The sequence below is a fragment of the Clostridium drakei genome, from assembly GCF_000633595.2.
In the GTDB taxonomy this organism is placed as follows: Bacteria; Bacillota; Clostridia; order Clostridiales; family Clostridiaceae; genus Clostridium_AM; species Clostridium_AM drakei.
In genome coordinates this window covers 19,331-44,693 of record NZ_JIBU02000020.1, presented here as the reverse complement: position 1 = coordinate 44,693, position 25,363 = coordinate 19,331, and the positions used below count along the sequence as shown (strand labels likewise).

Below are 25,363 nucleotides of genomic sequence, written 5' to 3'. Positions count from 1 at the left end.
TTGGGTGAGGTAGTGTCATCATTCTTAAATCTATAATATTCTATTTTTAATTTTTTAAAAGCATATAATAAAATATAAAACTGTGTAATATGAAAAGTAGGTTATTCTATGAAGAAAAATTGTAAAATTATATTTACTACTATAATTGTTCTAGTTATAGCAATTGGAGCAATTATTTCATGCTTTAATGCTGAATTAAGTAAAGTAAATAAGGTAAAAATACCAAAAAATAATTCAGAATTAAATATAAGTAATAGTTCAACAAAAGAAGATAATGGAATTATAAATATAGCTCTTTTTGGGATTGATAGGAGATATAAAGATGAAGCATCACGTTCTGATGCACTTATGATTTTAACTCTTGACAAAAAACACAAAAAGTTAAAGATATCTTCTATTATGAGAGATTCTTATGTTAATGTTGATGGTTATGGAATGACTAAAGTTACTCATGCATATGCTTATGGTGGACCAACGTTGGCTATTAAAACGTTAAATAAGAATTTTGATTTAAATATAAAGGATTACGTTACTGTAGATTTTTTTGGATTTGAAAAAATAATTGATAGTGTTGGTGGTATAGAGATAAATATAACACCAGAGGAAATAAAATATATAAATGGATATATAAAAGAAACTTCTAAGATTGAAAATGCATCCATACCTCTTATTAATAATCCTGGATTGCAAAAAGTTAATGGCAGACAAGCAGTAGCTTATACAAGAATAAGATATACTGCTGGTGGAGATTTTGAAAGAACTCAAAGACAAAGAAACGTATTAATTGCTGTATTAAATAAAATTAAGAAAATATCTTCTACCAGTATAGTAAATGTAGTTTCTGAGCTGCTTCCTTATACAGAAACGAATATGTCAAATACTGATATATTAAAGATGCTAACATCTATATATACATTAGGTATCAAGGATATAGGAGAGCAAAGGTTTCCATTAGATGGGTATTGTGATGGAAAAATGATAGACAATGTTTGGTATTTGATGTTTGATTTGAATGCTACTAAAAATCAAATGCATAAGTATATATTTGAAGATATTAAACCTAATTCCATCAAATAAAAAATTATGATATCACTTAAAATAATAGTTAAAAATTTAAATGGCATTTAAAATAATATATTAAGTTTAAATATTACTTAAAATATTACCAAAATTTAAAATAATATCTTTAAATTCATTGACAAATTTAAAGCGCAGTGTATAATGAATTATGGTATGGTTTTATTGTAATTTGAAAAATTTAATATGTAACGGAAATGAAGATGATTAGTATTAATTTTAATGTATAATTAGTGCTAGAAAGTTCAGCCTTTCATCCTAATGTAGGATGGGAGGTTTTTATGTTGTATGATTTAGAACTTAATATTTATTTAAGAAAGGTGGATGGGTATGAAAAACAAGTTAATTGATCTAGTTAGTATTGTATTTGCAATCTTTTTATTTTCTTTTGCGTTGAACGCATTTTTTTCTCCTTATCATATTGTTCCAGGGGGAGTATCAGGATTGGCCATTGTGCTTGAAAGTGTGACTCATATCAAAAAGTCAATAATAATAGGAATATTTAATGTGCCTATTTTTTTGCTGGGGTTATATATATTGGGTAAAAAGTTTGTTATTAATACAGTGCTTGGAGCTTTCTTAGTTCCAATTTTTGTTGAATTGACTAGTGGAGTTGGCCCATTCACAAAAGATATATTTTTAGCAACAGTGCTAGGTGGTGTTATGACAGGCCTTGCATTAGGAATGCTGCTAAGTAAACAAGCTTCTGTAGGAGGAACAGATACAGTAGCTAAGATGATATCTAAATTTATACACAAGCCTGTAGGCAAAGTTATGATGTGTATTGATTTGTCTATTGTTTGCTTAACTATTTTTGTATTTGGAATAGAAAAAGCATTATATGGTATTGTAACAGTATACATAATAGGAAGAGTTGTTGATATGTATATTAAAGGATTTAAAGACTCAAAATCAGTTTATGTAATATCTGATAATATTGAAAAAATTAATGAGCTCATTTTAACAGAAATGAATGGAAGAACTACTAAGCTAGAAGCAAGAGGCGGATATACAGATGACCAAAAAGTAATATTGATGTGTGTAATTACTAGTAAGGAGATAATTAAATTAAAGCAAATTGTAAAAGAAGTGGACAATAATGCTTTAGTTTTAGTTCAAGATTCCTATGAGGTTTATGGAAAGGGATTTAGTCTTACTTAGATATTTATTGAATATAGAAAAATTATTTTTTACAAAAAGAAGGTATATAGATTTGTACAAGTTCAAATCTATATACCTTCTTTTACTCTTCTTCAGATTTTTTTTCAGTACTATTATTTTTTTTATCTTTTTTAAACTTTGATACTATACCAGGCACCATTTCTAAAAGACTTTCAATATTACTTTTGTCACTTACAGGAAGCATAGTAACAGAATCATTTTTGATCACAACCATAGCGTTAGGAGTTACTTTAGCTCCAACACCAAGACCACCGCCGGAACCATTATTTCCTTTATCATCAGTGCCATTGCCGTAACCAGTACCGCATCCAAAGCTTACAGATATAATAGGAATTAAAGTAGTTTCTCCAATGATCATAGGCTCTCCAACAACAGTTTCAGTTTTTAAAAAGTTTTGTAATTTATTAAATAACACCTCTAAATTTTCTGGAATAGATGAACCATTTGCCATAATTAAAATCCTCCTAAATTTGTTCAATTTTTTATTACAATAATTAATACACATAAAGTATTAATTAAGTTTCACTAGTTTTAGATTTTTTTAGTAAAATTTTTCTAACATCCTTTTTTAATATAAATTTTAAAGTTCTAAAAACCATTAAAAATAAAAATGTTTTTCCACACATGCTAGCTTTTATATCTATAACATCATCATCAAAGACAGGATTTAAGTTTATATAGCTGTGAGGAATTACTTGTGCAATTATTGGTATAAAACCAGACAATAACCCAGTAATACAAGGATCATCAAAACCATAAACACCATTTATTTTTACTTCATCAGGTTTAACTATTTTTAACATATCTTTAAAATAAGAAAATACACAGCTTAAAAACTTTTTTTCCATAAAGCTTTTAATATTATTTGTTTTTGTCTTTTTAGATTTTTTATTATCATTCTTAACTTCTTTAATTTCTGAGTGTTCACTTTCAGAAATTACACGAATAGCTTTGTTTCCTATAAAAAGTGTTATTTTAAAATTTTCTTCTTGCAAAGCTTTAATTTTAAATAAGTTGAACAGCCATAATATAGTTCCTTCAAAATTTGAACTATCGTTAATGTTATAATACAAATTATATTTAAACGGAATAAATAACAATAATGCTAATATAAAAAGTATAATACATAACAATATTCCAAGTACCTTTAAAAATGTAATGAGTATAAACACTTAAATACACCTCATTTTACAAAAATTAACTTGCATTAAATAGTTTAAAAAGCTTTGTTTTTTTGATTTTTTTAGTTATAGATTTTTTTATTGGTTTTTCTATAAATTTTATAGAGCTTTTTATACTTTTATGAATAAATTTATTAAATGGATTCTTCTTATAAAGCCTTCTTGAATTTTTTATGTTTCCTTTGAAATTTCTATAAACTCTATAATTATTTTGAATTTTTAATTTTAGATCTTTTTCTTCAATTTGGGATATACAATTTTCTGCTATTAATTCAGAAATTGTGCTCAACCTTTCTGGAAAAACTAAATCATCATCTTCCTCCATAGTACTTAAGTTTTTATCTATGTCATATATAAGTTCTAAAGCTTTAGTACATTCATCACAGCATTTTAGATGTTCATCTACAAATATCTTTTCCAGAGGATCTATGGTGTTATCTGCGTAAGCATACAGAAATTTTTTATCAAGTTTGCAGCTCATTTTTTATTCCTCCCGAATATTTTCTAGTTTCTTTTTAAGTAAAGCTTTTGCTCTATAAAGATCTGTTTTTATAGTTCCAAGAGGTTTACATAGCAATTCAGAAATTTCATTATAACTTAAGTTTTCATAGTATCTTAATATTATAACTAATCTATAGTTTTCTGGCAAAGCTTTGAGATTTTCTTTTAAGATTCTTTTTAAATCCATTTTTTCAATTTCATATTCAACATTGAAATCAGAAGCTATGGTATCCTCTAAAGTTGAATTTTCATTGAACTCTCCATTTAGAGATACTAAATTGGATTTAATAGTTCTTTTGAAATTTAAACAAATATTTACGGAAAGCTTTCTCACCCAGGGATGAAAAGGCATATCATCATTAAATTTGTTTAAGTTGTTAAATATTTTTATATAAATTTCCTGAACTAAATCAAGAGCATCATGCTGATTTTGACAATAGCTGTAACATAATCCATACAAATATTTTTCGTATATTTTAAACAATTCCATGAGAGCAGGCTTGTCATATTTTTTACATCTCAATATTAATTTCTTATCTATGTCCAATATGGTTCCTCCTCTAATAGAGCTTATTTAAATGAAATAATATCAATTACACATATAATACTCTATACACATATATTAGCAATAAAGTTTCAAAAAAAGTAGCTTTTTTTATTTACTTTCTCAAAAAATAAATTTAGGTTATAATATAGGATGATTGAACTTTCACAGTTTAAGCAAATTATGAAGGTTTGATGAGTAAACTTAGGTAGGTGTATTATATGAAAATTTCATTTCTAGGGGGAGCACATGAAGTTGGGGGAAGCTGCATACTCCTAAAAGTTTATAATAAAAATATACTTTTAGATTGTGGAATAAGACAAAGTGCATCTAAAGATCCTCTTCCGGATTTCAGAACTATTCAAGAACAAGGGGGAGTTGATGCAATAATTATAAGTCATGCTCATATGGATCACATAGGATCATTACCAATAATAAGTAAGGAATATCCTAGTGCTAAAATATATGCAAATAATATGACAAAAGATTTAATGAAGGTTCTCTTGTATGACAGTTTAAAAATAATGAACAATAGAGAAGCCGAAATTCCACTTTATGCAGAAGTAGATGTTGAAAATATGTTAAATAGGATATTTACTATAAATTATATGGTGGAGTTTCCTATATTTGAAGATATAAAGATAACTTTTTATACAGCAGGTCATATAGCAGGTGCTTCTTGTGTGTATATCACCACACCAGAAGGCTCTTTATTTTATTCGGGAGATTTTTCAGTATTTTCACAAAAAACAGTAGATGGGTTAAAGGTTCCAAAACTTAGACCAGATGCTGCAATTTTTGAAACTACTTATGGTGACAGGCTTCATGCTAATAGAGAAGTTGAGGAAGAAAGGCTTTTACAACTTATAAATGAATGTGAAGTAGATAGAGGAAAAATGTTAATCCCAGCTTTTGCATTGGGAAGAGCACAAGAGATTATTTTAATTATTAAGAAGGCTTTAAATAAGAAATCTATAAAAAATATAAAGATATATGTGGATGGAATGATTAAGGATATAAATAGAGTATATAAATTAAATCCACTTTACTTAAAAAATTCTCTTGGTAAAAAGATATTAAGAGGAATTGAGCCTTTTTATGATGATAACATAATTGCTGTAGATAAAAAAGAAATTAGAGAGAAAATATTAGAAGATAAGGAGCCTTGTATAATAATTTCAAGTTCTGGTATGCTTACAGGAGGCTACAGCCAGTATTATGCAGAAAAGATAGCTCCTATGGAAAATGGGTACATAGTTATAACTGGATATCAGGATGAAGAATCTCCAGGTAGAAAATTATTAAATTTGCTGGAGGATGAAGAAGATAAAAAGTTAGAGTTAAATGGAAGAAGTATTCCTGTGAAATGTAAAGTGGAAAAGGTAGGACTTTCTGCTCATGGAGATAAAGGAGAAATAAAGTCACTTATAAATTTATTAACTCCTAACAACATATTTATGGTACATGGTAATGAAGAAGTAGTAGAAAGCTTCTCTAATGAGCTTTTATCAGAAGTGAGGGGAAGGGTATATGCACCAAAATGTGGAGAATGTTATGAGGTTAATATAAAAAATCCAAGAAAACAGTGGAAAAAACAAATACCTTATGTTATAAAATCAAGCAGCAAATTAGATGAAAATAACATAAATGAATTATGGAAGTTTATATTACATAATTATGGAGAAAGATTTTTTACAGTAGAAGAATTAATATATATATGGACTGGAAGTAATAAAATAAAAGCTTTAGAAATGGATGAAATTCAAAAATTAGTAGTTAAGTCTGTATACTTTGAAAATGACAACAAAAGGCTATTCTTATTTAAATGTAAAAGTGAGGAAGTAGTACAGGAAGAACTGAAGCCAAAAGAGTTAAAGCCTAATGAATTAAATGATCTTATATCTGAATATTTTTCAAAGTATAACTTTAAAAAAGCTGGACTTATTTATAATGAAAAGAAAGTAATATTGAGCTTTGATTTTCCTGATGTAGTAGAGAAGGACATACATGAAGCTTGTATGGAATTTGAAAAACAAACAAAATGGAAAGCGGAAATAAGTGATAAAGTAAATATAAATGCATCAGATAGTTTAATATTAGAGCTTTTATATGACCTAGATATAAAAAAGATATCCTATAGGTTGGAAGAAAAGAAAGCTGTGGTGATATTGAACTCTAAACATAGTGTGGAACAAAGTAAATTAAATGTTTTTAAAGAAAAAACAGGAATAGAACTTTTAGTAAAAAGTTCTGGAGCAATTAAAGATGTGACAAATGATATGATAGAAAGTGGAAATGAAGTTAAAGCAGTTGAGCAAAATCAAGCCTTAAAGATTATAGAAGAAAGTTTTGAAAAAGAAGAATTTAAACCGTATAAAAAGGGAATAAAATCAAATGATAAAGGTAAGTACATAGAGCTTTCATTTATATCACCTAAAATTGGGAAAAAGTATACAGAAAAAGTTAGTGAGCTTGTAAAAATTACAGGATGGAACATGAATATATCCAATGCTGTAAATCAAAATGAAATAATAAAAATAGCACAAGTGCTTTGTAGAAGGGAAAGTATACCTATAAAGAAAAATCCATCTTTTAACCCTTTAAATTTAAGCATAGAATTAAAGTTAGAGAATCTAGAAGAAGAAAAAATGAAAGTAATAAAAGAGGAATTTGAATATAAAACAGGATGTAGTCTTAAATGGTAAATAAATAGGAAGTAGGCGAATTAATGAGTTCGCCTTATTTTTATATAAGAAAAATTACTTTATTTAAAGAAAAATGAGGTAATATGTTGAAAAATGCTTTATATTGACTTATACGGTTGTTGTATAACTATTTGTTTTTATTTATAATTAATACATTTGTATAAATAAATTTTTTCAGGATTATTGGGAGGACTTAAGTTAATGAATCTATTTAGAAAAAGATCTTTAGAGGATTTTAAGCAGTCCGTTAAAAAGAGTGGTCTTAAAAAAGAATTGAAGGCTTTTGATTTAGCGGCAATCGGAATTGGATCTATAGTTGGAACGGGTATATTCGTTGCCACGGGTCAAGGAGCTCATTTGGCAGGACCGGCTGTTACTATATCCTTTGTAATAGCAGCTTTAACAAGTGCACTTTGTGCTCTTACTTATTCAGAACTTGCAACTATTTTTCCAGTAGCAGGCAGCACATATTCATATTCATATGTTGCTTTTGGAGAAATTATAGCATGGATTATAGGATGGGATTTAATACTTGAATATCTTGTTTCAGCAGCTGCAGTTGCTTCAGGGTGGTCAGGAACCTTAGTTGGAATATTAAATGACTATGGTATACATTTACCAGCAGCAATCATAAAGTCTCCTATGGCAGGAGGAGTTGTAGATTTACCAGCTGTTTTAATTACTGCTGTAGTTACTTGGCTTTTGTATCTAGGTGTATCAGAAAGTGCAAAAGTAAATGATATTATAGTTGGTGTAAAGATATTTGTAATACTTGTGTTTATAATTCTTGGAGTTACGCATATAAATCCTGCACATTATCATCCTTTTGCACCATACGGAGTTAAGGGAATAATGTCAGGAGCGGCAATTATATTTTTTGCATTTATAGGATTTGATTCAGTGTCTACAGCAGCAGAGGAAGCAGCTAATCCTAACAAAGATATTCCAATTGGATTAACAATTTGTATGGTTGCAGTTATTGTATTATACATATCTGTAGCAGTTATACTTACGGGAATGGTTCCATTTACATCCATAGATGTAAATAATGCACTTCCGGGTGCTTTATCAAGAATAGGAATAAATTGGGGATCATCTTTAGTTGGTGTAGGAGCCGTAATTGGTATGATTTCTACTCTTCTTGTAACTTTATATGGTCAAGTTAGAATATTCATGGTTATGTCAAGAGATGGATTGTTACCACAATCATTTTCCAAGGTATCTAAAAAACATGGAACTCCTGGATTATGTACTATAATAACAGGAATTGTAACAGCTGTTATGGCAGGTTTTTTACCATTAGATGTAATTATGGATTTATGTAATATAGGAACTTTATTTGCTTTTATACTTGTATCTATGGGAATTGTGATTTTAAGAAAGACAATGCCAGACATTGAAAGAAAATTTAAATGTCCAGGTGTACCATATACTCCAGCATTAACCATAATCTTTTGTATTTATCTTATGGCAAGTTTACCGGCTGTTACTTGGATTAGATTTGCAATTTGGCTAGTAATGGGACTTTGTATTTACTTTATTTATGGCATAAAACATAGTACATTAAACCAGTAAAAAGTTAAAGTAAAGTCTGCCTTATTTTGCTTAAGATGTAACATAAATTTCACTTGTTTGCCATAAAGTTGACACACAAGCAGGTTAATATAAAAATGTAAATAAAATAAAATATTAAAAAGCTTGAAAGGGGAAATTTAAATGGTAAATAAAAAACTAATGACCAAGGTTATAGCAGCATTAGTAGTAAGTGGAACACTTTTGTCTACTGCAACTTATGCATCAGCTAAAAGTGCAACTTCAACTGCTAAAGTTAAAGCTTCCCAAAGCGCAAAGGTGAATCATAAGAAAGCAGGTACATCATTAAAAACAGAGCTTGATAAGCTTGTTACAGCAGGAACAATAACAGCAGATGAAGAAACAAAAATATTAGATTTTCAAAAACAAAAAGCTACTGAAAAGAAAGCTGAGATGGAAAAAGTAAAAGGAATGACAGCAGATCAGAGAAAAGCTTATTTTGCAGCAAACCCTAAGCAAAAAACTGATTTGTTTACAGAATTAGTTAATGCTAACATAGTGACACAAGCTCAAGCAGATGCAATTAAAGCTGCTTTACCACAAAAACAAGTAAAACATAATGAAAATAAATCACAAAAAGGAATCAAGGCACAACTTGACAAACTTGTTACAGCAGGAACTATAACAGCAGATGAAGAAACTAAGATATTAGATTTTCAAAAACAAAAAGCTGCTGAAAGAAAAGCTGAAATGGAAAAAGTAAAAGGAATGACAGCAGATCAAAGAAAAGCTTATTTTGCAGCAAATCCTAAGCAGAAAACTGATTTATTTGCTGAATTAGTTAGCTCTAACATAATAACTCAAGCTCAGGCAGATGCAATTAAAGCAACTTTTCCACAAAAAGCTCATAAATAGTTAATAAAAACAACCTTTAATTAGTTTTAAGGGTTGTTTTTATTTTGGTATAATATTACTTAATTGGCTTGACAATAGAGATAAAATCAGTATATATTATAAATAATTAGTAAACTGACAATTTATATATTAATTAAATTTTTAGGAAACTGGTTAAGAATAAAATAATACTTGTGAAAGGAAGGGAATAACAGTTGTACAAAGAAAGCAAAGAATTAGATGATGATAGAAGCAGTTCATTAAGATTATTAGAGGTAATTTCTAAAACTTCTAATATGGTTCAAAAGGTACTTAATAAATTTTACAAGGAACTTATGTTATCCGAAACTCAGTTTTCTGCACTGTATTTAATTTATCTAGCTGGAAATGATGGAATTATGTTATCTACTCTTGGTGAAAAAATGAATGTGACAAGAGCTAATATAACAACTCTTGTTGATAGAATGGTAGCAAGAGGATTAATTGAAAGAATAATAAATGAAAATGATAGAAGAAGCATAAAAGCTGTAGTAACAGATAATGGAAAAGAAATATTTAATAGTATATTACCTAAATATGAGGAATTTACATCTGTGCTTCTAAATTTTTTAACTGAAAATGAAAAGAAACGTTTCAATGAATTATTATTAAAGATACAAGAAGAACTCATTAAAAATTATTTGAATGATTAATAGAAAGAAAAAATAGCGGACTAAGTTATCAAGTTATAACTTAGTCCCAATTAATTATAATCCTAGTTTATATTAATTAAGCTTGAAATAAATTAACCTTAATTAGTCGTTCACGTATTTTAGAACCTGCTAAGGTAGCAATTATAATTTTAGCAAGATCTGCAGGTATAAAAGGAATTACACCTGCAGAAAATGCTGCATGCGCTGATATATGAGCTTGATATGATAACCACATACTACCAAAGACATAGCATATAGCAGTGCCTAGAACCATACCTACAAAGCATAAATACCATTTATCAAAAAAAGTATCGATGAAAAATCCTGCAATCAGTGCCATAAAGAAAAATCCGATAATATAGCCGCCAGTGGGTCCAAATAGTAATGTTTGTTTTAAGCTTTTAAAAACAAGTTTTATTATAAGGTATATTTACAAAATAAACTTTTATTGATATGTTTTTATTAAGAAATGTGAAAGGTGGGATATATATTATGAGTGAAAAATTTAAAGTATTATGTAATGGTGTAAAGATGCCTTCAATAGGATTTGGAACGTATAAATCTGGCAGTGAGGATGAAACAGCAAGAGCAGTAAAATGTGCTCTTCATATAGGATATAGACAGATAGATACTGCATCCTTTTATGGTAATGAAGTTGGAGTAGGTAATGGTATAAAAGATAGTGGAGTAAATAGAGAAGAAATATTTTTGGTAACTAAGCTTTGGAATAATGATCATGGATATGAAAAAACTATTAAGGCTTTTAATGAGTCATTAAAAAAATTACAAGTTGAATATATAGATTTATATCTTATTCATTGGCCTAATAAGCTAAATTCTGAAACTTGGAGAGCCTTTGAATATCTTTATGAAATAGGTAAAGTAAAAGCAATTGGAGTTTGCAATTTTAAAATAGGACATTTAGAAGAATTGAGGAAAAGTGCAAAAATAATGCCTATGGTAAATCAGATAGAGGTACACCCTTTAAGCTCTAAAAATGATATGTTGAATTATTGTAATGAAAATAATATTCAATTGGTAGTTTGGAGTCCAATAATGAGGGGAAAAATATTTTCAAATGAAGTGATGATGAATTTATCAGAAAAATATAAAAAGACTATAGCACAAATAGCATTAAGATGGCATATACAAAGAGGAGTTATTCCTATACCAAAGTCATCAAATGAAGAAAGAATAAAAGAAAACTTAGATGTTTTTGATTTTGAACTTGCTAAAGAAGATATGAATTTTATAGATTCATTAAATGAAGGGGATAATGTATCTGTAACTAATGTTCCAGAAAATACAACTTATCTTGATTTAAAATAAATTTGATTATAATATCTTACGAAAGTGTTCAAAATGGGATGCATTTTCAACTTAAGCCGTGATATAATATAATTAACCTTATAATTAATATTTGTTTTTTCATATATAATGTTATGTTACTAGCCTGCCATTTTGAGTTTTTTGGGGGTATAAACTATGATCGAAATTGAAAATAAATTGCAGAGAGCTTTTGACGAAATGATACCTTATATGCAGTGCTTTTTTGAAGATGAAATAGCTTTTACTATGTCGACAACAGAGCATTTTATAAAAGTTGTAAACAGTAAAAATATAAATATGAATGCAGAGCCAGGAGACCCTTTAAGACCAGGGGGTGCTGCTTATGAGTGTATTAAAGCAAAGAAAACGGTGTCATCAATAGTTCCAAAAGAGGTTTTTGGAGTAGAAATTAAGGCTACAGGTATTCCTGTAAAGGATGACAAAGGAGTTATTATAGGAAGCATAGTTCTTGTTAAAAGTTTAAAAAGACACTATGAAATATTAAATTTATCAAAAACTTTATCTGAATCCCTTAGTGAAATATCTAAAGCAGCAAGTTTAATTTCAAAAGGAATTGAAGTCGCTGTAGACTCCAACGATACTATTTTAACTGAAGTTAAACAAGCTGATGAGAACGCTAAAAATACAGATGAAATACTAAATTTTGTTAGAAATATAGCTTCTCAAACTAATCTTTTAGGTCTAAATGCAGCTATAGAAGCTTCTAGAGCTGGAGAATACGGAAAAGGTTTTTCTGTAGTTGCAAATGAAATTAGAAAATTATCTAATTCAAGTAGTAAATCTATAAATGAGATAAATAGTACTTTAACTAAAATAGAAAATTCAGTGCATAATATTTCTAATGGTATTGTGTCAACAGCAGATACATTTAAAGAACAACTATCTCAAATTCAAAATATGGATGCTGCACTACACGAATTAAATCCTCTAGCATCAAAATTAAATGAATTGGCAAAATAAACTGATTTTAATGATAAAATTTCATTCTTTGTTTTATTTGAATGTGCTTATATAATAAAACAAAGGATGGAGTTTTTTTATTATACGATTTAGAAATAATGTTTACTATTAATTCATTGGGAGATACTTATAGTGTAATGTTAACTAAATTTATAAAGGAGTGGTAGTATGGCCATAACAACATTTAAGGCAACAGCAAGACGAAAGAAAGGTCTTGCTGTTACAGCAGAAGCGAGAGGATTTAAGGTAGATATCGATGAACCAGAAAAATTAGGTGGAACTGATACTGGAATGAATCCAGTTGAATTAGTGATATGCGCTCTAGGTGGATGTCAAACAATCCTTGCAGCATCTTTTGCCGAAAAAATGAGAATAAATCTTGAAGATTTTTGGATAGAGTTAGAAGGAGAATTAGATCCGGATGGATTTATGGGGTTATCGGATGTAAGACCGGGATACCAGAAGATAAGATATAATATGCATATAAAGAGTGATGCTTCAGAAGAAAAAATTAAAAAATTTGTTGAATTAATTGAGAAAAGATGCCCGGTAGGAGATACAATAGGAAATGCTGTTGAACTAGAAAAGGCAAAGATTACAATAGAGAAGTAATTATTGAATTAAAAGTGATTAATGAAGTAAAAATTAGAAGATTACTTTTACTTAATCACTTTTTTATATTATTTATTTAGACACCTAAAGACCCCAATAATTTTCCAATATTATTAACTTGAAAAATTGTATCTTCTTGCTCTTCAAAACTAGGTGGAAGATGTTTCTTTTCGATTTTATCCAAAGGACCATATTTCTTAATCACATTCCCTGCATTACATTTGTGACCAAATCCACATGTGTAACATTGGGAATACCCATGAGCGGATACAGTACCAACTACTGACATCTTATTAACCATCATAGATTTTTTTATAATCATATTGACTAAACCTGCTCCTTGCTCACTATAACTAGCGCTAACCGCTACACCAATCTTGCCGGATAGACTAAAAGCTTCTCTGTGTCGAAAGCAAAAAGTTCTTTCCAAGCATGCATGACCAAGGGCATTTATAGTCTCTCCATAATTAGGGGCACCAAAAACAATTGCATCTGCCATTAACATTTTTTCTGCTATTTCATTCCAATCATCTTTAACTTTGCACTGATTATCGGCGGCGCAAAGTGTACATCCAGTACAACCATTAATTCTCTTGCCTGACAATGAAATGTATTCATACTCTGAATTACTTGCTTCCAATATAGCTTTCACTGTCTTGCTGGTAATTCCATCTTTTCTGCCACTTGCACTAATTCCTAAAATCATATTATCCATCCCCTTAATATATTTAGTGTATATTACTATACTAAGTGATTGCTTTAAATGACTGTGATATATCTTATAGTAATAACATTATCTGTTACTTGTATTAAATAATATTCTATATTGAATTAAAAATTCCTTTCCTAAAATTTATATTTTGAAAAAAATCATTACAGTTAATATACAATGGGAATATTTAGCTGAAAGTCTAGTTCAGGAAGAAGAAATTTTTATTGATAATCCAGAAATCCCCAAAATAATCGATATAATAAAAATTGATAAAATATATGCTTATATTTTAGAATATAAAAAAGGAAAGACAATAGAAGATACGAACCTTGAAAGATATATTAATGATGAATCAATGCTTTAAAATAATTATGAAAAAATGGAAAACCAATGCAAAATGTTTTATAATTGTTTTAAAGGGAAGTTTTATATGTTGTTATTAAGTAGTAAAGGAGAATTATAATGATGTACAGTGAAATATTAGAAAAAGCAAGAACATGTATAGGAGATTACTGCAAAGCTTGTTACGAATGTAATGGAAAGGCTTGTAAAAACAAAATTCCAGGACCTGGTGCTAAAGGAATTGGTGATGTAGCCATAAGAAACTATGATAAATGGAAAGAAATAAGAATTAATATGGATACTTTAGTAGAAAATAAACCAGTTGATACAAGTGTTCAATTATTTAATGAAAAATTTAAATACCCAATTTTTGCTGGACCAGTAGGAGCAGTGAATCTTCATTATGGTGATAAATATGATGATATGTCATATAATGATATTCTAGTTTCTTCTTGTGCAAAACATGGTATATTAGCATTTACTGGTGATGGGACGAATCCAGAAGTAATGAAAGCAGCAACTGGAGCCATTAAGAAAGAAAATGGTCTGGGTATCCCAACAATTAAACCTTGGAACTATGAAACTATTTTAGAAAAAATGAAATATGTCAAAGAATCAAATGCTGTTGCTATAGCTATGGATATTGATGCAGCAGGATTGCCTTTTTTGAAAAATATGACACCTCCTGCAGGAAGTAAATCTGTAAAAGAATTAGAACAAATCATAGCAGCCTGTGATAAACCATTTATTGTTAAGGGAATCATGACTGTTCAAGGAGCATTAAAAGCTAAACAAGCTGGTGCAAGTGCCATTGTTGTATCTAATCATGGAGGAAGAGTTTTAGATCAATGTTTATCAACAGCTGAAGTGTTAAAAGATATTGCCTACAATGTAGGTCATGATATGAAAATCTTTGTTGATGGTGGTATTCGTAGTGGTGTAGATGTATTTAAAGCACTTGCTATGGGAGCAGATGGTGTTTTAATTGCTAGACCATTTGTAACAGCACTATATGGTGGAGAAGATGAAGGTATTCAAACATATATTGATAAAATTGGAAGTGAATTAAAAGAAACTATGGCAATGTGTGGAGCACATAGCTTAGATGAAATTACTGATGATATGATTTCAATTCCTTGGTAAAAGAAGAATAAAAATAGTACAAGATAAATTGAAAAATCTAGCAAGGTTAATTGTTGAGACACTTTGTAGTACTAAATATATACAAATGACTTTTAATATCTGAAGTTGAAAATTCAAATGTAAACATTACAACAAATTACTCAACAATTATATAAATGTTTTAGGCTTCATGCATAAATCCAATTTATGTACCTTGAAGCCTAATATTTTACAATTATTTAGTTGTTATAGTTCATTTTTCTAAAATGCTTTCAGCATCAGATCTGAATGTTCCAGCAATGCTTCATATGCACCGGCAGAGTCTCCTTCGCATATGGCATTCAATATTTTTTGATGACAATCATATACCTCTTTTCTCGATAGTTTATTATCTGTAAGCTGTATTTCAGGATGATTATAAAATCCCATAGGGGAATGCTGCAGATTAGTAAAATAAGGATCTCCCAATGACTCAAGTAACTCCTTATGAAACTTTTGGTCTAAAGCAAAATATTCATCAAAATCATGCTGCTCATCAAGCATTTTCTTCATTTGTTCCATCAGTTTTTTTAGTTTCTTCACCGATGGATTCTTCTTATCTTTTTCATAGGTTTTAGCTAGCGTTGCCACACAATAACCCTCAATTGCACAACTAAAATGATAATGCTGCGTTAACTCTTCTTTTGTTATTTGATGCAACCGAATACCACGACTTGGTAAAATATCAATTCGTTTTTCATCCACTAATTTTTGAATGGCATCTCTAACTGGTGTTTTGGACATATCCATAGTGGCAGTCAACGCATTTATAGAATATATCTCACCATATATAAGTTCCTTATCATTTTAATGAATTTATCATAAGCTTGATCCTTTAATAAAAAAGACATCCCATATTCCTCCATGTATCGGATTGACCCCTTCGTTTTGGACAAAATCTAATAGATTCTCCATTTATCTTAAAATTAAACCCTTATTTCAATATTTGTTAGATTTTCTCCAAAATAAAGGTTATAAAATTCATTTGGTGACATAAACCTTAAACTTGAGTGAATTCTCCTGTTATTATAAAATTCCATGAATTCGTTTACTACCCTGTATGCTTCCGCATAGCCTTGAAATTCGTTAATTTTTAAACACTCATCTTCAAGTATTCTATGAAACGATTCTACATGTGCATTCTTATTTGGTGTCTTTACTAGTATTCTCTCATGTTCAATTCCAAGTTCCTCACAACATGCACTAAATTTATAACTTACAAATTGTGGACCATTATCTGTTCTTATTACAGGCTTATTGGCACCTTCTTCAAATAAATTTCTCCTTATTAAACACTTTCTTAATAAGGCTGCAGCATCTTTAGATTCACAGTGCAACCCCATATGGTAGTCTATAATACTTCTATCAAAAATATCAATTAAATTCAGTATATAGAAGAACTTATCTTCACCTTCTATATAACCATATTTTATATCCATTTCCCAAAGTTGATTTGAGCCTGTTATTATCTTGTTAATTGCAATAACTCTCTTCATTTTAGACTTAATTACTCTCTGCTCTTTAAGTATTTTAAGTTCCTTACAAAGCCTATAAACCTTTTTATGGTTGATTATAAGATTATAATATCTTCTTAAATGATGAGTTATTTTTCTATATCCATAGTTAATAGCATCCCCATTAATAGACTCTAGAATAAACTCTTTAATTTGGTCATCACATATTTTTATACTATCAATGTTTATACTATATCCCTTGGGCTTTCCGCCCTTAGGCGCAGCCTTTTCCTTACCTTCTACACTTAAGTTATAATAATATGTTGATCTTCCTAGCTTAACTACTTTGAGCACAAATACTGCATCATAGCCTTGATCTATATACTTTTTAGCTATTTCTACTTTTTCTTTAATTGAGGGTTTGATTTTTTTATTAAATCTCTAAGGATTGCTATTTCTAAATCTTTTTCTCCTAACAATTTTTTTAGATGATCATTTTCCTTTGTTACTTCTGCTACTTCATTCTCAAGCTCTTTTTCTCCCTCAACTAAAGCCTTTCTTCCTGGTTTCACCTTAATCTCATCTCTATTATTGGAATTTTTTATCCAAGTAAATATAGTTGACTTTGAAATACCATGTCTCCTTGATACTAATGAAACATTTCCTACTTCTTTTACTTCTCTCAATATCTCTTCTTTTAATTCCTTTGCATAACTTTTCCCTTTCATAATTTACCTCCAATCACTTTCTACATTATAATAAATGTATTTGCAATTGTCCAAATCAATTTAGGGGCTTAAGAGGTATCTTCGCTTAAGATATTTCGATCATTTACATTTACTCATTATACTATACGAAAAATAAAGATACAATAAGGCAGCCGTTCCTCCGACTGCCTTCTATCTTTTTTTGTACTATTTGCCTATTACGTGTTTAATCCTTTAATTTATAGCCTTCTTCGTTCAAAACTTCCTTCAATTTTCCAATACAGCTTTCATCCCATTTTCCATATACTGTGATTTTAGCAAGTGCTTCATCAAATCTCTTCATATCATTGGCAGTAAAATGAACATTCGGAATTTCCATGTTCTGACGAACAATTTCTTCACTCATCATACCAGGAATCGGAACAATAAAATCTTCCTTATGAAGTAGCCAGGCAATAGCTGCTTGTGCAAGACAAAGGTCTTAATCCTTCTGCACTAATTAAATACGAGGTACGTATGATTTACCGTATACAAAGTAACTATATTATAAAGCTAGTGTAGATATGTAATATTTAAGCTAGCTTATTTTGCATTTAAATATGTAGTATAATAACTAAATAAAATTTAGACTATGCACATAAGTATAAGGAGAAAATAGATATGGATAAATATTTTTCAATAGGTGAAATATCAAAACTATTTAATTTACCTATAAAAACACTTAGGTATTATGACGAAAGAGGATTGGTTAAACCAGCATATACAAATAAAAAGAATAACTATAGATATTATTCAGTTGAACAGTTTATAGTTTTTGATGTAATTAAAAATTCTAAGATGATGGGAATGTCTTTAGAAGAAATAAAAAGCATGATAAATGTTAATCTATCTTTAGAAAATACTATAGATTTAATAGATAAGCAAACAAAACTATTAGAAAAAAGGATATTTGAATTATCTCAAATTAAAAATTCTATGGAAAAAGTCCACTATAATATAGTAGATGCTTTACAATATGATAATAATATGTTTATAAAATATAATGAAGAACGAAAATACATATCATATGGCTTTATGTCTAAAACAGTTGATGAATTGGAAATAAATTTAAGAAAAGTTATACTTGATATAGAAAATAAGAGAAAAGAAGTGTATTCTTCTTTTGGAACAAGCACTAGTTTTGAATTATTTAAAAATGAAAATAAGATAGTAAATAACGACATAAGATATTTTATTGAATGCGATGATGGTATAGATAATTATAATATTTTGCCTAAAGGTAATTATCTATCTATAGTATTAGATGATAATAGTAACAATAAGGAACAATATTATCGTAGGCTAGTTAATTATATTATAGATAATAATATAGAGGTAGTAGGTGATTTTAACGAAACATGGATATTTCCAAGGATTGGGCAAGATAAAAAAGAAGTAACTTTAGTAAAAATAGAAATATTAATCAAATAAAAATACAATTTCTATTGACCCTCCATTAACTGTATCTATTATACTTTTTAAGTGAGATGAACTTTAAGGAGGCTATAAGTTATGACAAAAGAAAATAATAGGGAATTTCCAACAGTTGGAACTGTAGTAGAAGATTTAAAATCAGATAAAATGCGTTCTTATGGTAAAATTTATGGATATGAATCATATGATATGGGCAAAGTTACAAATTTTCCTGTAGGTTCATATGCAACTATTGTTTAATATTTGTAGTAGAAAGTAACTATGTAAGAAGAAAAAAATTACATAGTATATTAAAAAATTGGCTTCAAGTTTGGCAGAATGTGACAGAAATTACTCAAATATAAAACCCACGAAAATCTAAAATTTGGATTTTCGTGGGTTTTATTTTGAAAGCATTTATATGAAGAAATAATACGACGAAATTTATATATAAAAAGACTTATTTAAAGATTAAAGAATATATCTAGTAAGTTTTGCATTGATTTTTTTCTTTTTTGTAATAAATATTTTTATGATTATAATTCTGTGTAGACTAAGTAATTGTGAAAAGCTATAATAGCTCTAATAATCAATATAAAAATTAATTAGTTGTTTTTATACAATTAAAAGTGAGTTTTTGCTAATAATATTATTAGAATGATATAATAATTAAGTAAATTCTACTTAGGAGGACGGTCAATGAAAAGAGGAGCAGTAGAAAGAAATTTTAGGAAGATAAAAAATCAAATTCCTCAAATAGAAGAAATAGTACAGCATACTAAGACAAATGCATTATGGGAACATGAGGTTTCTGTAAGAAAGAAAATAAGACACTTAAAGGAATTTGAAAATGATGGACTTAGAGATTTTAAAAGTGTTTATGAGCAATATTTAGAAATATTAGAATACATATCTGAAAGGCTTGTAGAGGACTACAATAGAAAAAATGGTACTAACTTTAGTTTTAAAGAAATAGTAAAACATAATTATGAAAGCTATTTGGGTTCTGGAATAATCAGTGTGCTTATAACCAAGCATATACCTAAGCTTGTATCTAAAGAATTTGACAATGTATTTCCTGCAAATCCTAAGGATGAATATGAACATGCTAGAAAGCTTATTAGAAAATTTTATCTTCACTTAGGGGAAACTAATACAGGAAAAACTTATAATGCCATGCAAAGATTAAAACAAGCTAAAAAGGGAATATATCTATCTCCGTTAAGAATATTAGCTTTGGAAAATTATGAGAGGCTAAATTGTGAAGGTGTAAAATGCAGCCTTATGACTGGAGAAGAAGAAATAATAGTAGAAGGAGCACAGCATATATCCTGCACTATAGAAAAATTAGATGTTAATGAAGAATATGATATAGCAATCATAGACGAAATTCAGATGATAAATGATGATCAAAGGGGAGCAGCATGGACACGAGCATTGTTAGGACTAAATTGTAAGGAGATACATATTTGTGGAGCCATTAATAGTAAAGAGCTATTAATTGATATAATTGAAGATTGCCAAGATCAATATGAATTTAAAGAATATAAAAGAAGCATACCTCTTGTGATAGAATATGGGTCTTTTTCTCGTAAAAATATTCAAGATGGAGATGCACTTGTGGTATTTTCTAAAAAAAGAGTATTAGAATTAGCATATTATTATGGAAGTTTAGGAATAAAATCAAGCTTGATTTATGGAGACCTGCCTCCTGAAGTGAGAAGAAAGCAGTATGAGCAGTTTATAAATAAAGAAACAAAAATATTGGTAACTACTGATGCCATTGGTATGGGAGTAAATCTTCCAATTAGAAGAATTATATTTATGAATGTTAAGAAGTTTGATGGAAGTCAAGTGAGATTTTTAAATTCACAAGAGGTAAAACAAATTGCAGGAAGAGCAGGAAGAAAAGGTATATATGATATTGGGTATGTGGCATCCTATGGAGGTACTCAAGAATTTATAAACGAGATGATAAATGTAAGAGATAGAACTATACAAGAAGCAGTTATAGGGCCAAGTGAAGCAATACTTAAAATAAAAAGCTTACCCTTAAGGGAAAAGCTTGCATTATGGAGTACACGAAAAGAGAAGATGTACTTTTATAGAAAAATGGATATTTCAGAGTATATCATAGTATTAGATAATATAAAGAGTTACAAATTAGATGAAAAAACGGAGTGGACTCTACTAAAAATACCTTTTGATGTATCAAATCCTACGATGATGGATGCTTTTTTAAGCTATGTAGATGAACTTTTTATAGCTCATAGCGATTTAATTTCTAAGCCAACTTGTTTAATAAAAGATCTTAATGAATTGGAACTTTACTATCAAAGGATAAATCTTTACTATTCCTTCTCTAAGATTTTTAATTTAGAATTTGATGAACAGTGGGTTTATGATGAACGTATTGTGGTGAGTGAAGATATTAATAAAATATTATTGGATATATAATTATTTAGTAGGAATAAAAACTATTATTAAAAATTGTGGAAAAGGAGAATACATATGAAGGAAATAAACAATATAGAAAAAAAGTTTTTTAATGAAGAGGATAAAGTGCTGTCACTAAGGGATGTTGAAAATGTAGTGGAAAAGATGCAAGAGCTTAAATTAATTCATAGTTGTGCTATAAAAGAAGTTAGTACCAAACTTGAAATTTTAGACTATGAATTTAAAATAAGAAGAAAAAGGAATCCAATAGAATATATTAAGTCTAGAGTTAAATCACCTGAAAGTATATTAGACAAGCTTCAGCGCAAAAATGTAGAATTGAGTATTGAATCAGCAAGGAAAACTTTAAATGATATAGCAGGAATTAGGGTTATTTGTTCATTTGTCAGCGACATATATGAAATTGCAGAGATGCTTAAAAAACAAGAAGATGTTACATTGATTGAAGAAAAGGACTATATTCAAAATCCTAAGCCTAATGGATATAGAAGTCTTCATATGGTTATCGAAATTCCTGTGTTTTTTTCAGACCATATAGAATCTGTAAGGGTAGAGGTACAAATAAGAACAATTGCTATGGATTTTTGGGCAAGTTTAGAACACAAATTATATTATAAAAGCAGCGGAAAAGATTCCGTAAATATAAAAAAAGATTTAAAAGAATGTGCAAATGTTATTGCAGCAACAGATATGAAAATGCAAGAAATACAAATGGAAGTAGAAAAATTAGAATAAATTATAAAATAGCATCCAATTTATATGAATTGGATGCTAAACAAACATTAGTAATGTTTTGATTGCTTATGAAAATCTGTTTACAGTCTTGTCCTGTTTTATTTTTTTCAGTTTTGTAAGCTTAAGTTGTTTTTTTGCTTCAATATTTTTAAGGTTTTCAATTTTGATTTCCAACAATTTTTCTTTCATTTCTTCATCAGACATATTTTTTACATCTACAGCCATGAGATTACACCATCCTTTCATTTTTAGAGAGACTGCTGACATATATGTTATCAAACCTTAAATATTTATTTTCAAACTTTTTTGTTGTTGAGTAATCTATTATTCGAACACTTTTATATACATAGCTTTAATTTCTTTAATCAATGGATATCTTGGATTAGCAGCTGTACATTGGTCATCGAAAGCTAATTCACTCATTTCATCTAATGTTGCATAGAAGTCTTCTTTTTTAACCCCTGCAGCACTTATAGATTTAGGAATGTTAACTTGATCTTTTAATTTTTGAACAGCTTTAACTAGTAAATCTACCTTTTCATCGTCTGTAGAACCTCCCAAGTTTAGAGTTTCAGCAATGACTGCATATCTTCTCTTAGCATTTGGATATTCATATTGTGGGAATGTACCTTGTTTTCTTGGATTATCTACAGCATTATATTTTATAACTTCATTAATTAATAATGCATTAGCAACTCCGTGGGCTACATGATGTTTTGATCCTAATTTATGTGCCATTGAATGACATACTCCTAAGAAGGCATTTCCAAAGGCCATAGCAGCAATTGTGGAAGCATGAGCCATAGCTTCTCTTGCTTTTATGTTATCAGGACCCTCATTGTAAGCTAATGGTAAGTTGTTGAAAATTTCCTTTATAGCTTCTAAAGCTAATCCATCAGTGAAGCTTGAAGCCATAACTGATACGTAAGCTTCTAAAGCATGTGTTAAAGCATCTATACCTGAAGCTGCAGTTAATCCTCTTGGCATATTCATCATAAGATCAGCATCTACTATAGCCATGTTTGGAAGCAATTCATAATCAGCTACTGGATATTTAGCACCTGTTTTTTCATCGGTGATTACTGCAAATGGAGTAACTTCTGAACCAGTTCCCGCTGTAGTTGGAACTGCAACCATATAACATTTTGAACCCATTACAGGGAAGGTATAAACTCTCTTTCTAATATCCATAAATCTCATAGCTAAATCTTCAAATTTTTCTTCTGGATGCTCGTACAATACCCACATAATCTTAGCTGCATCAATAGGTGATCCTCCACCAATTGACATAATTGTATCTGGTTTAAAGCTATTCAATTGTTCAACACCTGCTTTTGCTGTAGCAAGAGTTGGATCTGGTAAAACCTCTGAGAATATCTTATAGTCCATTCCAAGTTCTGTTAAAATCTTTGTAGCCTTATGAACAATTCCAAGATCAACAAGAATCTTATCAGTTACTATAAATACTTTCTTTTTGCCTAATACCTTTAGTTCTTTTATAGCATTTTCAAGGCAGCCATATTTAAAATAAACTCTTGATGGAACTTTAAACCAAAGCATGTTTTCTCTCCTTTGAGCTAAATTTTTAATATTCAATAGTTGCTTAATTCCAACGTTTTCTGAAACGGAATTTCCGCCCCATGATCCACAACCAAGTGTTAATGAAGGATTAACCTTAAAGTTGAATATATCACCTATTCCGCCTTGTGAGGATGGCATGTTAATCATAATTCTTCCAGTTCTCATAGTCGAACCAAACTTAGCTATTCTGTCTTTAGACTTAGTTCTGTGTGTCCATAACACTGAACTATGACCATAGCCTCCAAGCACAACAAGTCTTTCTGCTTTTGTTAAAGCTTCATCAAAAGTTTTAGCCTTGTACATACCAAGCACTGTAGATAATTTTTCATGTGAAAATTCTTCATCAAGCTCTACATTTTCAACTTCTCCTATAAGAACTTTTGTTTCTTCTGGAACTTTAATTCCTCCAAGCCCTGCTATAACTGAAGCAGCTCTACCTACTTGCTTAGCATTTAATGAACCGTTAACTAATATTACTTTTCTTATTTTTTCTGTTTCATCTGGTGTTAGGAAATAAGCTCCTCTTTTTATAAATTCTTTTTTAACTGCTTCATATACTTCTTCTAAAACTATTACTGTTTGTTCTGAAGCACATATTGTTCCATTATCAAAAGTTTTAGAAAGTAAAATTGAACTTACAGCCGTTTTAATATCAGCTGTTTCGTCAATAATTGCTGGTGTATTTCCTGAACCAACTCCAACAGCTGGTTTGCCTGATGAATAAGCTGCTTTAACCATTCCAGGACCACCTGTTGCAAGTATCAAATCAGCTGATTTCATAACAAGTCCTGAAAGTTCTATTGATGGTTCATCCACCCACGCTATTATATCTTTAGGTGCACCTGCTGCAACTGCAGCATCTCTTACTACTTTAATTGCTTCAATAGTACATTTTTTAGCTCCTGGATGTGGAGAAAAAACAATACCATTTCGAGTTTTTAAAGCTATAAGTGCTTTAAATATTCCTGTAGATGTTGGGTTTGTAGTTGGAACTACTGCTGCTAAAACTCCAATTGGCTCGTAAATTTTAGAAATACCACCGCCATCATCATGTTCGAAAACACCAACAGTTTGTTCATTTTTATAACGATTATATACATACTCTGAAGCGAAATGGTTCTTTATAGCTTTATCTTCTACAAGTCCCATTCCTGTTTCTTCAACAGCTAATTTTGCTAAAGGAATTCTTTGAGAATTTGCTGCAATACTTGCTTCTTTGAATATATGATCTACCTGCTCTTGCGTAAAAGTGGAATACTTCTTTTGTGCTTCTCTAACCTCAGCCATTCTGATAGCTAATTCTTCAGCATTTGTAACTCTCTCTGTAGTTGTCTTTTTTGGTAGTTTTACATTAGTCTCTTTCATAAGAACACCTCTTTCATAAAATATAGTCGCTTTAAACTATCTACTTAACTATATAAGCAAAAGACATGCCAAACTCTTATGAAATGAAATCATTTACATCATCAAGTTTACTTTTTTAGCATTGTATAATTTTTATGCTTTTTGCTATGTTTTATCGTATAAATTT

At 29.3% G+C, this 25,363-nt stretch carries 26 protein-coding genes and 1 pseudogene; 15 read left to right on the top strand and 12 right to left on the bottom strand.

The genetic code is table 11. The annotated features are described in order from the left end of the window. Positions 1-108 precede the first annotated feature (108 nt). Complete coding sequence (locus EG57_RS0210915) at positions 109-1,077, top strand: LCP family protein (RefSeq protein WP_032077242.1); 969 nt, start codon at positions 109-111, stop codon at positions 1,075-1,077. A gap of 330 nt (positions 1,078-1,407) precedes the next feature. Further along, complete coding sequence (locus EG57_RS0210910; RefSeq protein WP_032077241.1) at positions 1,408-2,238, top strand: YitT family protein; 831 nt, start codon at positions 1,408-1,410, stop codon at positions 2,236-2,238. An 82-nt stretch (positions 2,239-2,320) separates the two neighbouring features. Here EG57_RS0210910 and EG57_RS0210905 read toward each other — a convergent pair whose 3' ends face one another. The 4 genes from EG57_RS0210905 to EG57_RS0210890 all read right to left on the bottom strand — a co-directional run bounded on the left by EG57_RS0210905 (position 2,321) and on the right by EG57_RS0210890 (position 4,488). Continuing rightward, positions 2,321-2,710, bottom strand: a complete 390-nt coding sequence (locus EG57_RS0210905; protein WP_032077240.1) for a GerW family sporulation protein — start codon at positions 2,708-2,710, stop codon at positions 2,321-2,323. A 64-nt stretch (positions 2,711-2,774) separates the two neighbouring features. After that, the gene (locus tag EG57_RS0210900; protein WP_032077239.1) at positions 2,775-3,431 is read right to left on the bottom strand and encodes a DUF2953 domain-containing protein; all 657 of its coding nucleotides are present in this window, start codon (positions 3,429-3,431) and stop codon (positions 2,775-2,777) included. Between the two features lie 25 nt (positions 3,432-3,456). Then, a complete protein-coding gene (locus EG57_RS0210895) occupies positions 3,457-3,921 on the bottom strand; it encodes a zf-HC2 domain-containing protein (protein WP_032077238.1) in 465 nt (154 codons plus the stop codon). Positions 3,922-3,924: 3 nt separating this feature from the next. Beyond that, positions 3,925-4,488, bottom strand: a complete 564-nt coding sequence (locus EG57_RS0210890; RefSeq protein WP_032077237.1) for an RNA polymerase sigma factor — start codon at positions 4,486-4,488, stop codon at positions 3,925-3,927. Positions 4,489-4,706: 218 nt separating this feature from the next. On the opposite strand from EG57_RS0210890, the gene EG57_RS0210885 reads away from it, so the two are divergent. From EG57_RS0210885 to EG57_RS0210870, 4 genes are all read left to right on the top strand, one after another. After that, the gene (locus EG57_RS0210885) at positions 4,707-7,190 is read left to right on the top strand and encodes an MBL fold metallo-hydrolase (RefSeq protein WP_032077236.1); all 2,484 of its coding nucleotides are present in this window, start codon (positions 4,707-4,709) and stop codon (positions 7,188-7,190) included. Between the two features lie 201 nt (positions 7,191-7,391). Then, the gene (locus EG57_RS0210880; protein WP_029162215.1) at positions 7,392-8,765 is read left to right on the top strand and encodes an amino acid permease; all 1,374 of its coding nucleotides are present in this window, start codon (positions 7,392-7,394) and stop codon (positions 8,763-8,765) included. Positions 8,766-8,906: 141 nt separating this feature from the next. After that, a complete protein-coding gene (locus tag EG57_RS25420; RefSeq protein WP_052037855.1) occupies positions 8,907-9,638 on the top strand; it encodes a hypothetical protein in 732 nt (243 codons plus the stop codon). A gap of 194 nt (positions 9,639-9,832) precedes the next feature. Further along, entirely contained in the window at positions 9,833-10,309 is a 477-nt protein-coding gene (locus EG57_RS0210870; RefSeq protein WP_032077235.1) for a MarR family winged helix-turn-helix transcriptional regulator, read from the top strand. A gap of 76 nt (positions 10,310-10,385) precedes the next feature. On the opposite strand, the gene EG57_RS0210865 is transcribed toward EG57_RS0210870, so the two are convergent. Further along, positions 10,386-10,727: a biotin transporter BioY gene (locus tag EG57_RS0210865; RefSeq protein ID WP_341350113.1), complete on the bottom strand. Its 342-nt coding sequence runs from the start codon at positions 10,725-10,727 to the stop codon at positions 10,386-10,388. 74 nt (positions 10,728-10,801) lie between these two features. Here EG57_RS0210865 and EG57_RS0210860 point away from each other — a divergent pair, with 74 nt between their 5' ends. The 3 genes from EG57_RS0210860 (at position 10,802) to EG57_RS0210850 (ending at position 13,231) form a co-directional block, all read left to right on the top strand. Further along, positions 10,802-11,638 (top strand): aldo/keto reductase, encoded by an 837-nt coding sequence (locus EG57_RS0210860; RefSeq protein WP_032077234.1) that lies wholly within the window; start codon positions 10,802-10,804, stop codon positions 11,636-11,638. Positions 11,639-11,794: 156 nt separating this feature from the next. Beyond that, complete coding sequence (locus EG57_RS27280) at positions 11,795-12,619, top strand: methyl-accepting chemotaxis protein (RefSeq protein ID WP_032077233.1); 825 nt, start codon at positions 11,795-11,797, stop codon at positions 12,617-12,619. A gap of 168 nt (positions 12,620-12,787) precedes the next feature. After that, positions 12,788-13,231: an OsmC family protein gene (locus tag EG57_RS0210850; protein ID WP_032077232.1), complete on the top strand. Its 444-nt coding sequence runs from the start codon at positions 12,788-12,790 to the stop codon at positions 13,229-13,231. Between the two features lie 76 nt (positions 13,232-13,307). Here the strand turns inward: EG57_RS0210850 and EG57_RS0210845 are convergent, their stop codons facing one another. Then, the gene (locus EG57_RS0210845) at positions 13,308-13,937 is read right to left on the bottom strand and encodes a flavodoxin family protein (RefSeq protein WP_032077231.1); all 630 of its coding nucleotides are present in this window, start codon (positions 13,935-13,937) and stop codon (positions 13,308-13,310) included. A 154-nt stretch (positions 13,938-14,091) separates the two neighbouring features. Between EG57_RS0210845 and EG57_RS0210840 the strand changes: the two genes are divergently transcribed. Both EG57_RS0210840 and EG57_RS0210835 read left to right on the top strand, forming a co-directional pair. After that, a complete protein-coding gene (locus EG57_RS0210840) occupies positions 14,092-14,307 on the top strand; it encodes a hypothetical protein (RefSeq protein WP_029162206.1) in 216 nt (71 codons plus the stop codon). A 98-nt stretch (positions 14,308-14,405) separates the two neighbouring features. Continuing rightward, a complete protein-coding gene (locus EG57_RS0210835; protein WP_032077230.1) occupies positions 14,406-15,428 on the top strand; it encodes an alpha-hydroxy-acid oxidizing protein in 1,023 nt (340 codons plus the stop codon). 240 nt (positions 15,429-15,668) lie between these two features. On the opposite strand, the gene EG57_RS0210830 is transcribed toward EG57_RS0210835, so the two are convergent. The 4 genes and pseudogenes from EG57_RS0210830 to EG57_RS0210815 form a co-directional block, all read right to left on the bottom strand. Beyond that, complete coding sequence (locus EG57_RS0210830) at positions 15,669-16,196, bottom strand: GntR family transcriptional regulator (RefSeq protein WP_032077229.1); 528 nt, start codon at positions 16,194-16,196, stop codon at positions 15,669-15,671. Between the two features lie 176 nt (positions 16,197-16,372). Continuing rightward, positions 16,373-17,254: an IS3 family transposase gene (locus tag EG57_RS0210825; RefSeq protein WP_084572210.1), complete on the bottom strand. Its 882-nt coding sequence runs from the start codon at positions 17,252-17,254 to the stop codon at positions 16,373-16,375. Positions 17,255-17,298: 44 nt separating this feature from the next. Next, positions 17,299-17,628 carry a transposase gene (locus tag EG57_RS0210820; protein WP_032077228.1) on the bottom strand — a complete coding sequence of 110 codons (330 nt, stop codon included), beginning with the start codon at positions 17,626-17,628 and terminating at the stop codon, positions 17,299-17,301. A 205-nt stretch (positions 17,629-17,833) separates the two neighbouring features. Continuing rightward, a pseudogene (locus tag EG57_RS0210815) lies at positions 17,834-18,067 on the bottom strand (hypothetical protein); the annotation flags it as partial. 200 nt (positions 18,068-18,267) lie between these two features. Between EG57_RS0210815 and EG57_RS0210810 the strand changes: the two are divergent. The 4 genes from EG57_RS0210810 to EG57_RS0210800 all read left to right on the top strand — a co-directional run bounded on the left by EG57_RS0210810 (position 18,268) and on the right by EG57_RS0210800 (position 22,251). Next, a complete protein-coding gene (locus tag EG57_RS0210810; RefSeq protein WP_032077226.1) occupies positions 18,268-19,077 on the top strand; it encodes a MerR family transcriptional regulator in 810 nt (269 codons plus the stop codon). 81 nt (positions 19,078-19,158) lie between these two features. Next, positions 19,159-19,320 carry a MoaF C-terminal domain-containing protein gene (locus EG57_RS25835; RefSeq protein ID WP_242859838.1) on the top strand — a complete coding sequence of 54 codons (162 nt, stop codon included), beginning with the start codon at positions 19,159-19,161 and terminating at the stop codon, positions 19,318-19,320. Between the two features lie 438 nt (positions 19,321-19,758). Continuing rightward, the gene (locus EG57_RS0210805; RefSeq protein ID WP_032077225.1) at positions 19,759-21,516 is read left to right on the top strand and encodes a helicase-related protein; all 1,758 of its coding nucleotides are present in this window, start codon (positions 19,759-19,761) and stop codon (positions 21,514-21,516) included. A 54-nt stretch (positions 21,517-21,570) separates the two neighbouring features. Next, positions 21,571-22,251, top strand: a complete 681-nt coding sequence (locus tag EG57_RS0210800; protein WP_029162196.1) for a GTP pyrophosphokinase — start codon at positions 21,571-21,573, stop codon at positions 22,249-22,251. Positions 22,252-22,317: 66 nt separating this feature from the next. Here EG57_RS0210800 and EG57_RS26515 read toward each other — a convergent pair whose 3' ends face one another. Together EG57_RS26515 and adhE are read right to left on the bottom strand one after the other, a co-directional pair. After that, positions 22,318-22,476: a hypothetical protein gene (locus EG57_RS26515; protein WP_161782706.1), complete on the bottom strand. Its 159-nt coding sequence runs from the start codon at positions 22,474-22,476 to the stop codon at positions 22,318-22,320. Positions 22,477-22,575: 99 nt separating this feature from the next. Then, a complete protein-coding gene (adhE, locus tag EG57_RS0210795) occupies positions 22,576-25,197 on the bottom strand; it encodes a bifunctional acetaldehyde-CoA/alcohol dehydrogenase (RefSeq protein ID WP_052037854.1) in 2,622 nt (873 codons plus the stop codon). Between the last annotated feature and the right edge of the window lie 166 nt (positions 25,198-25,363).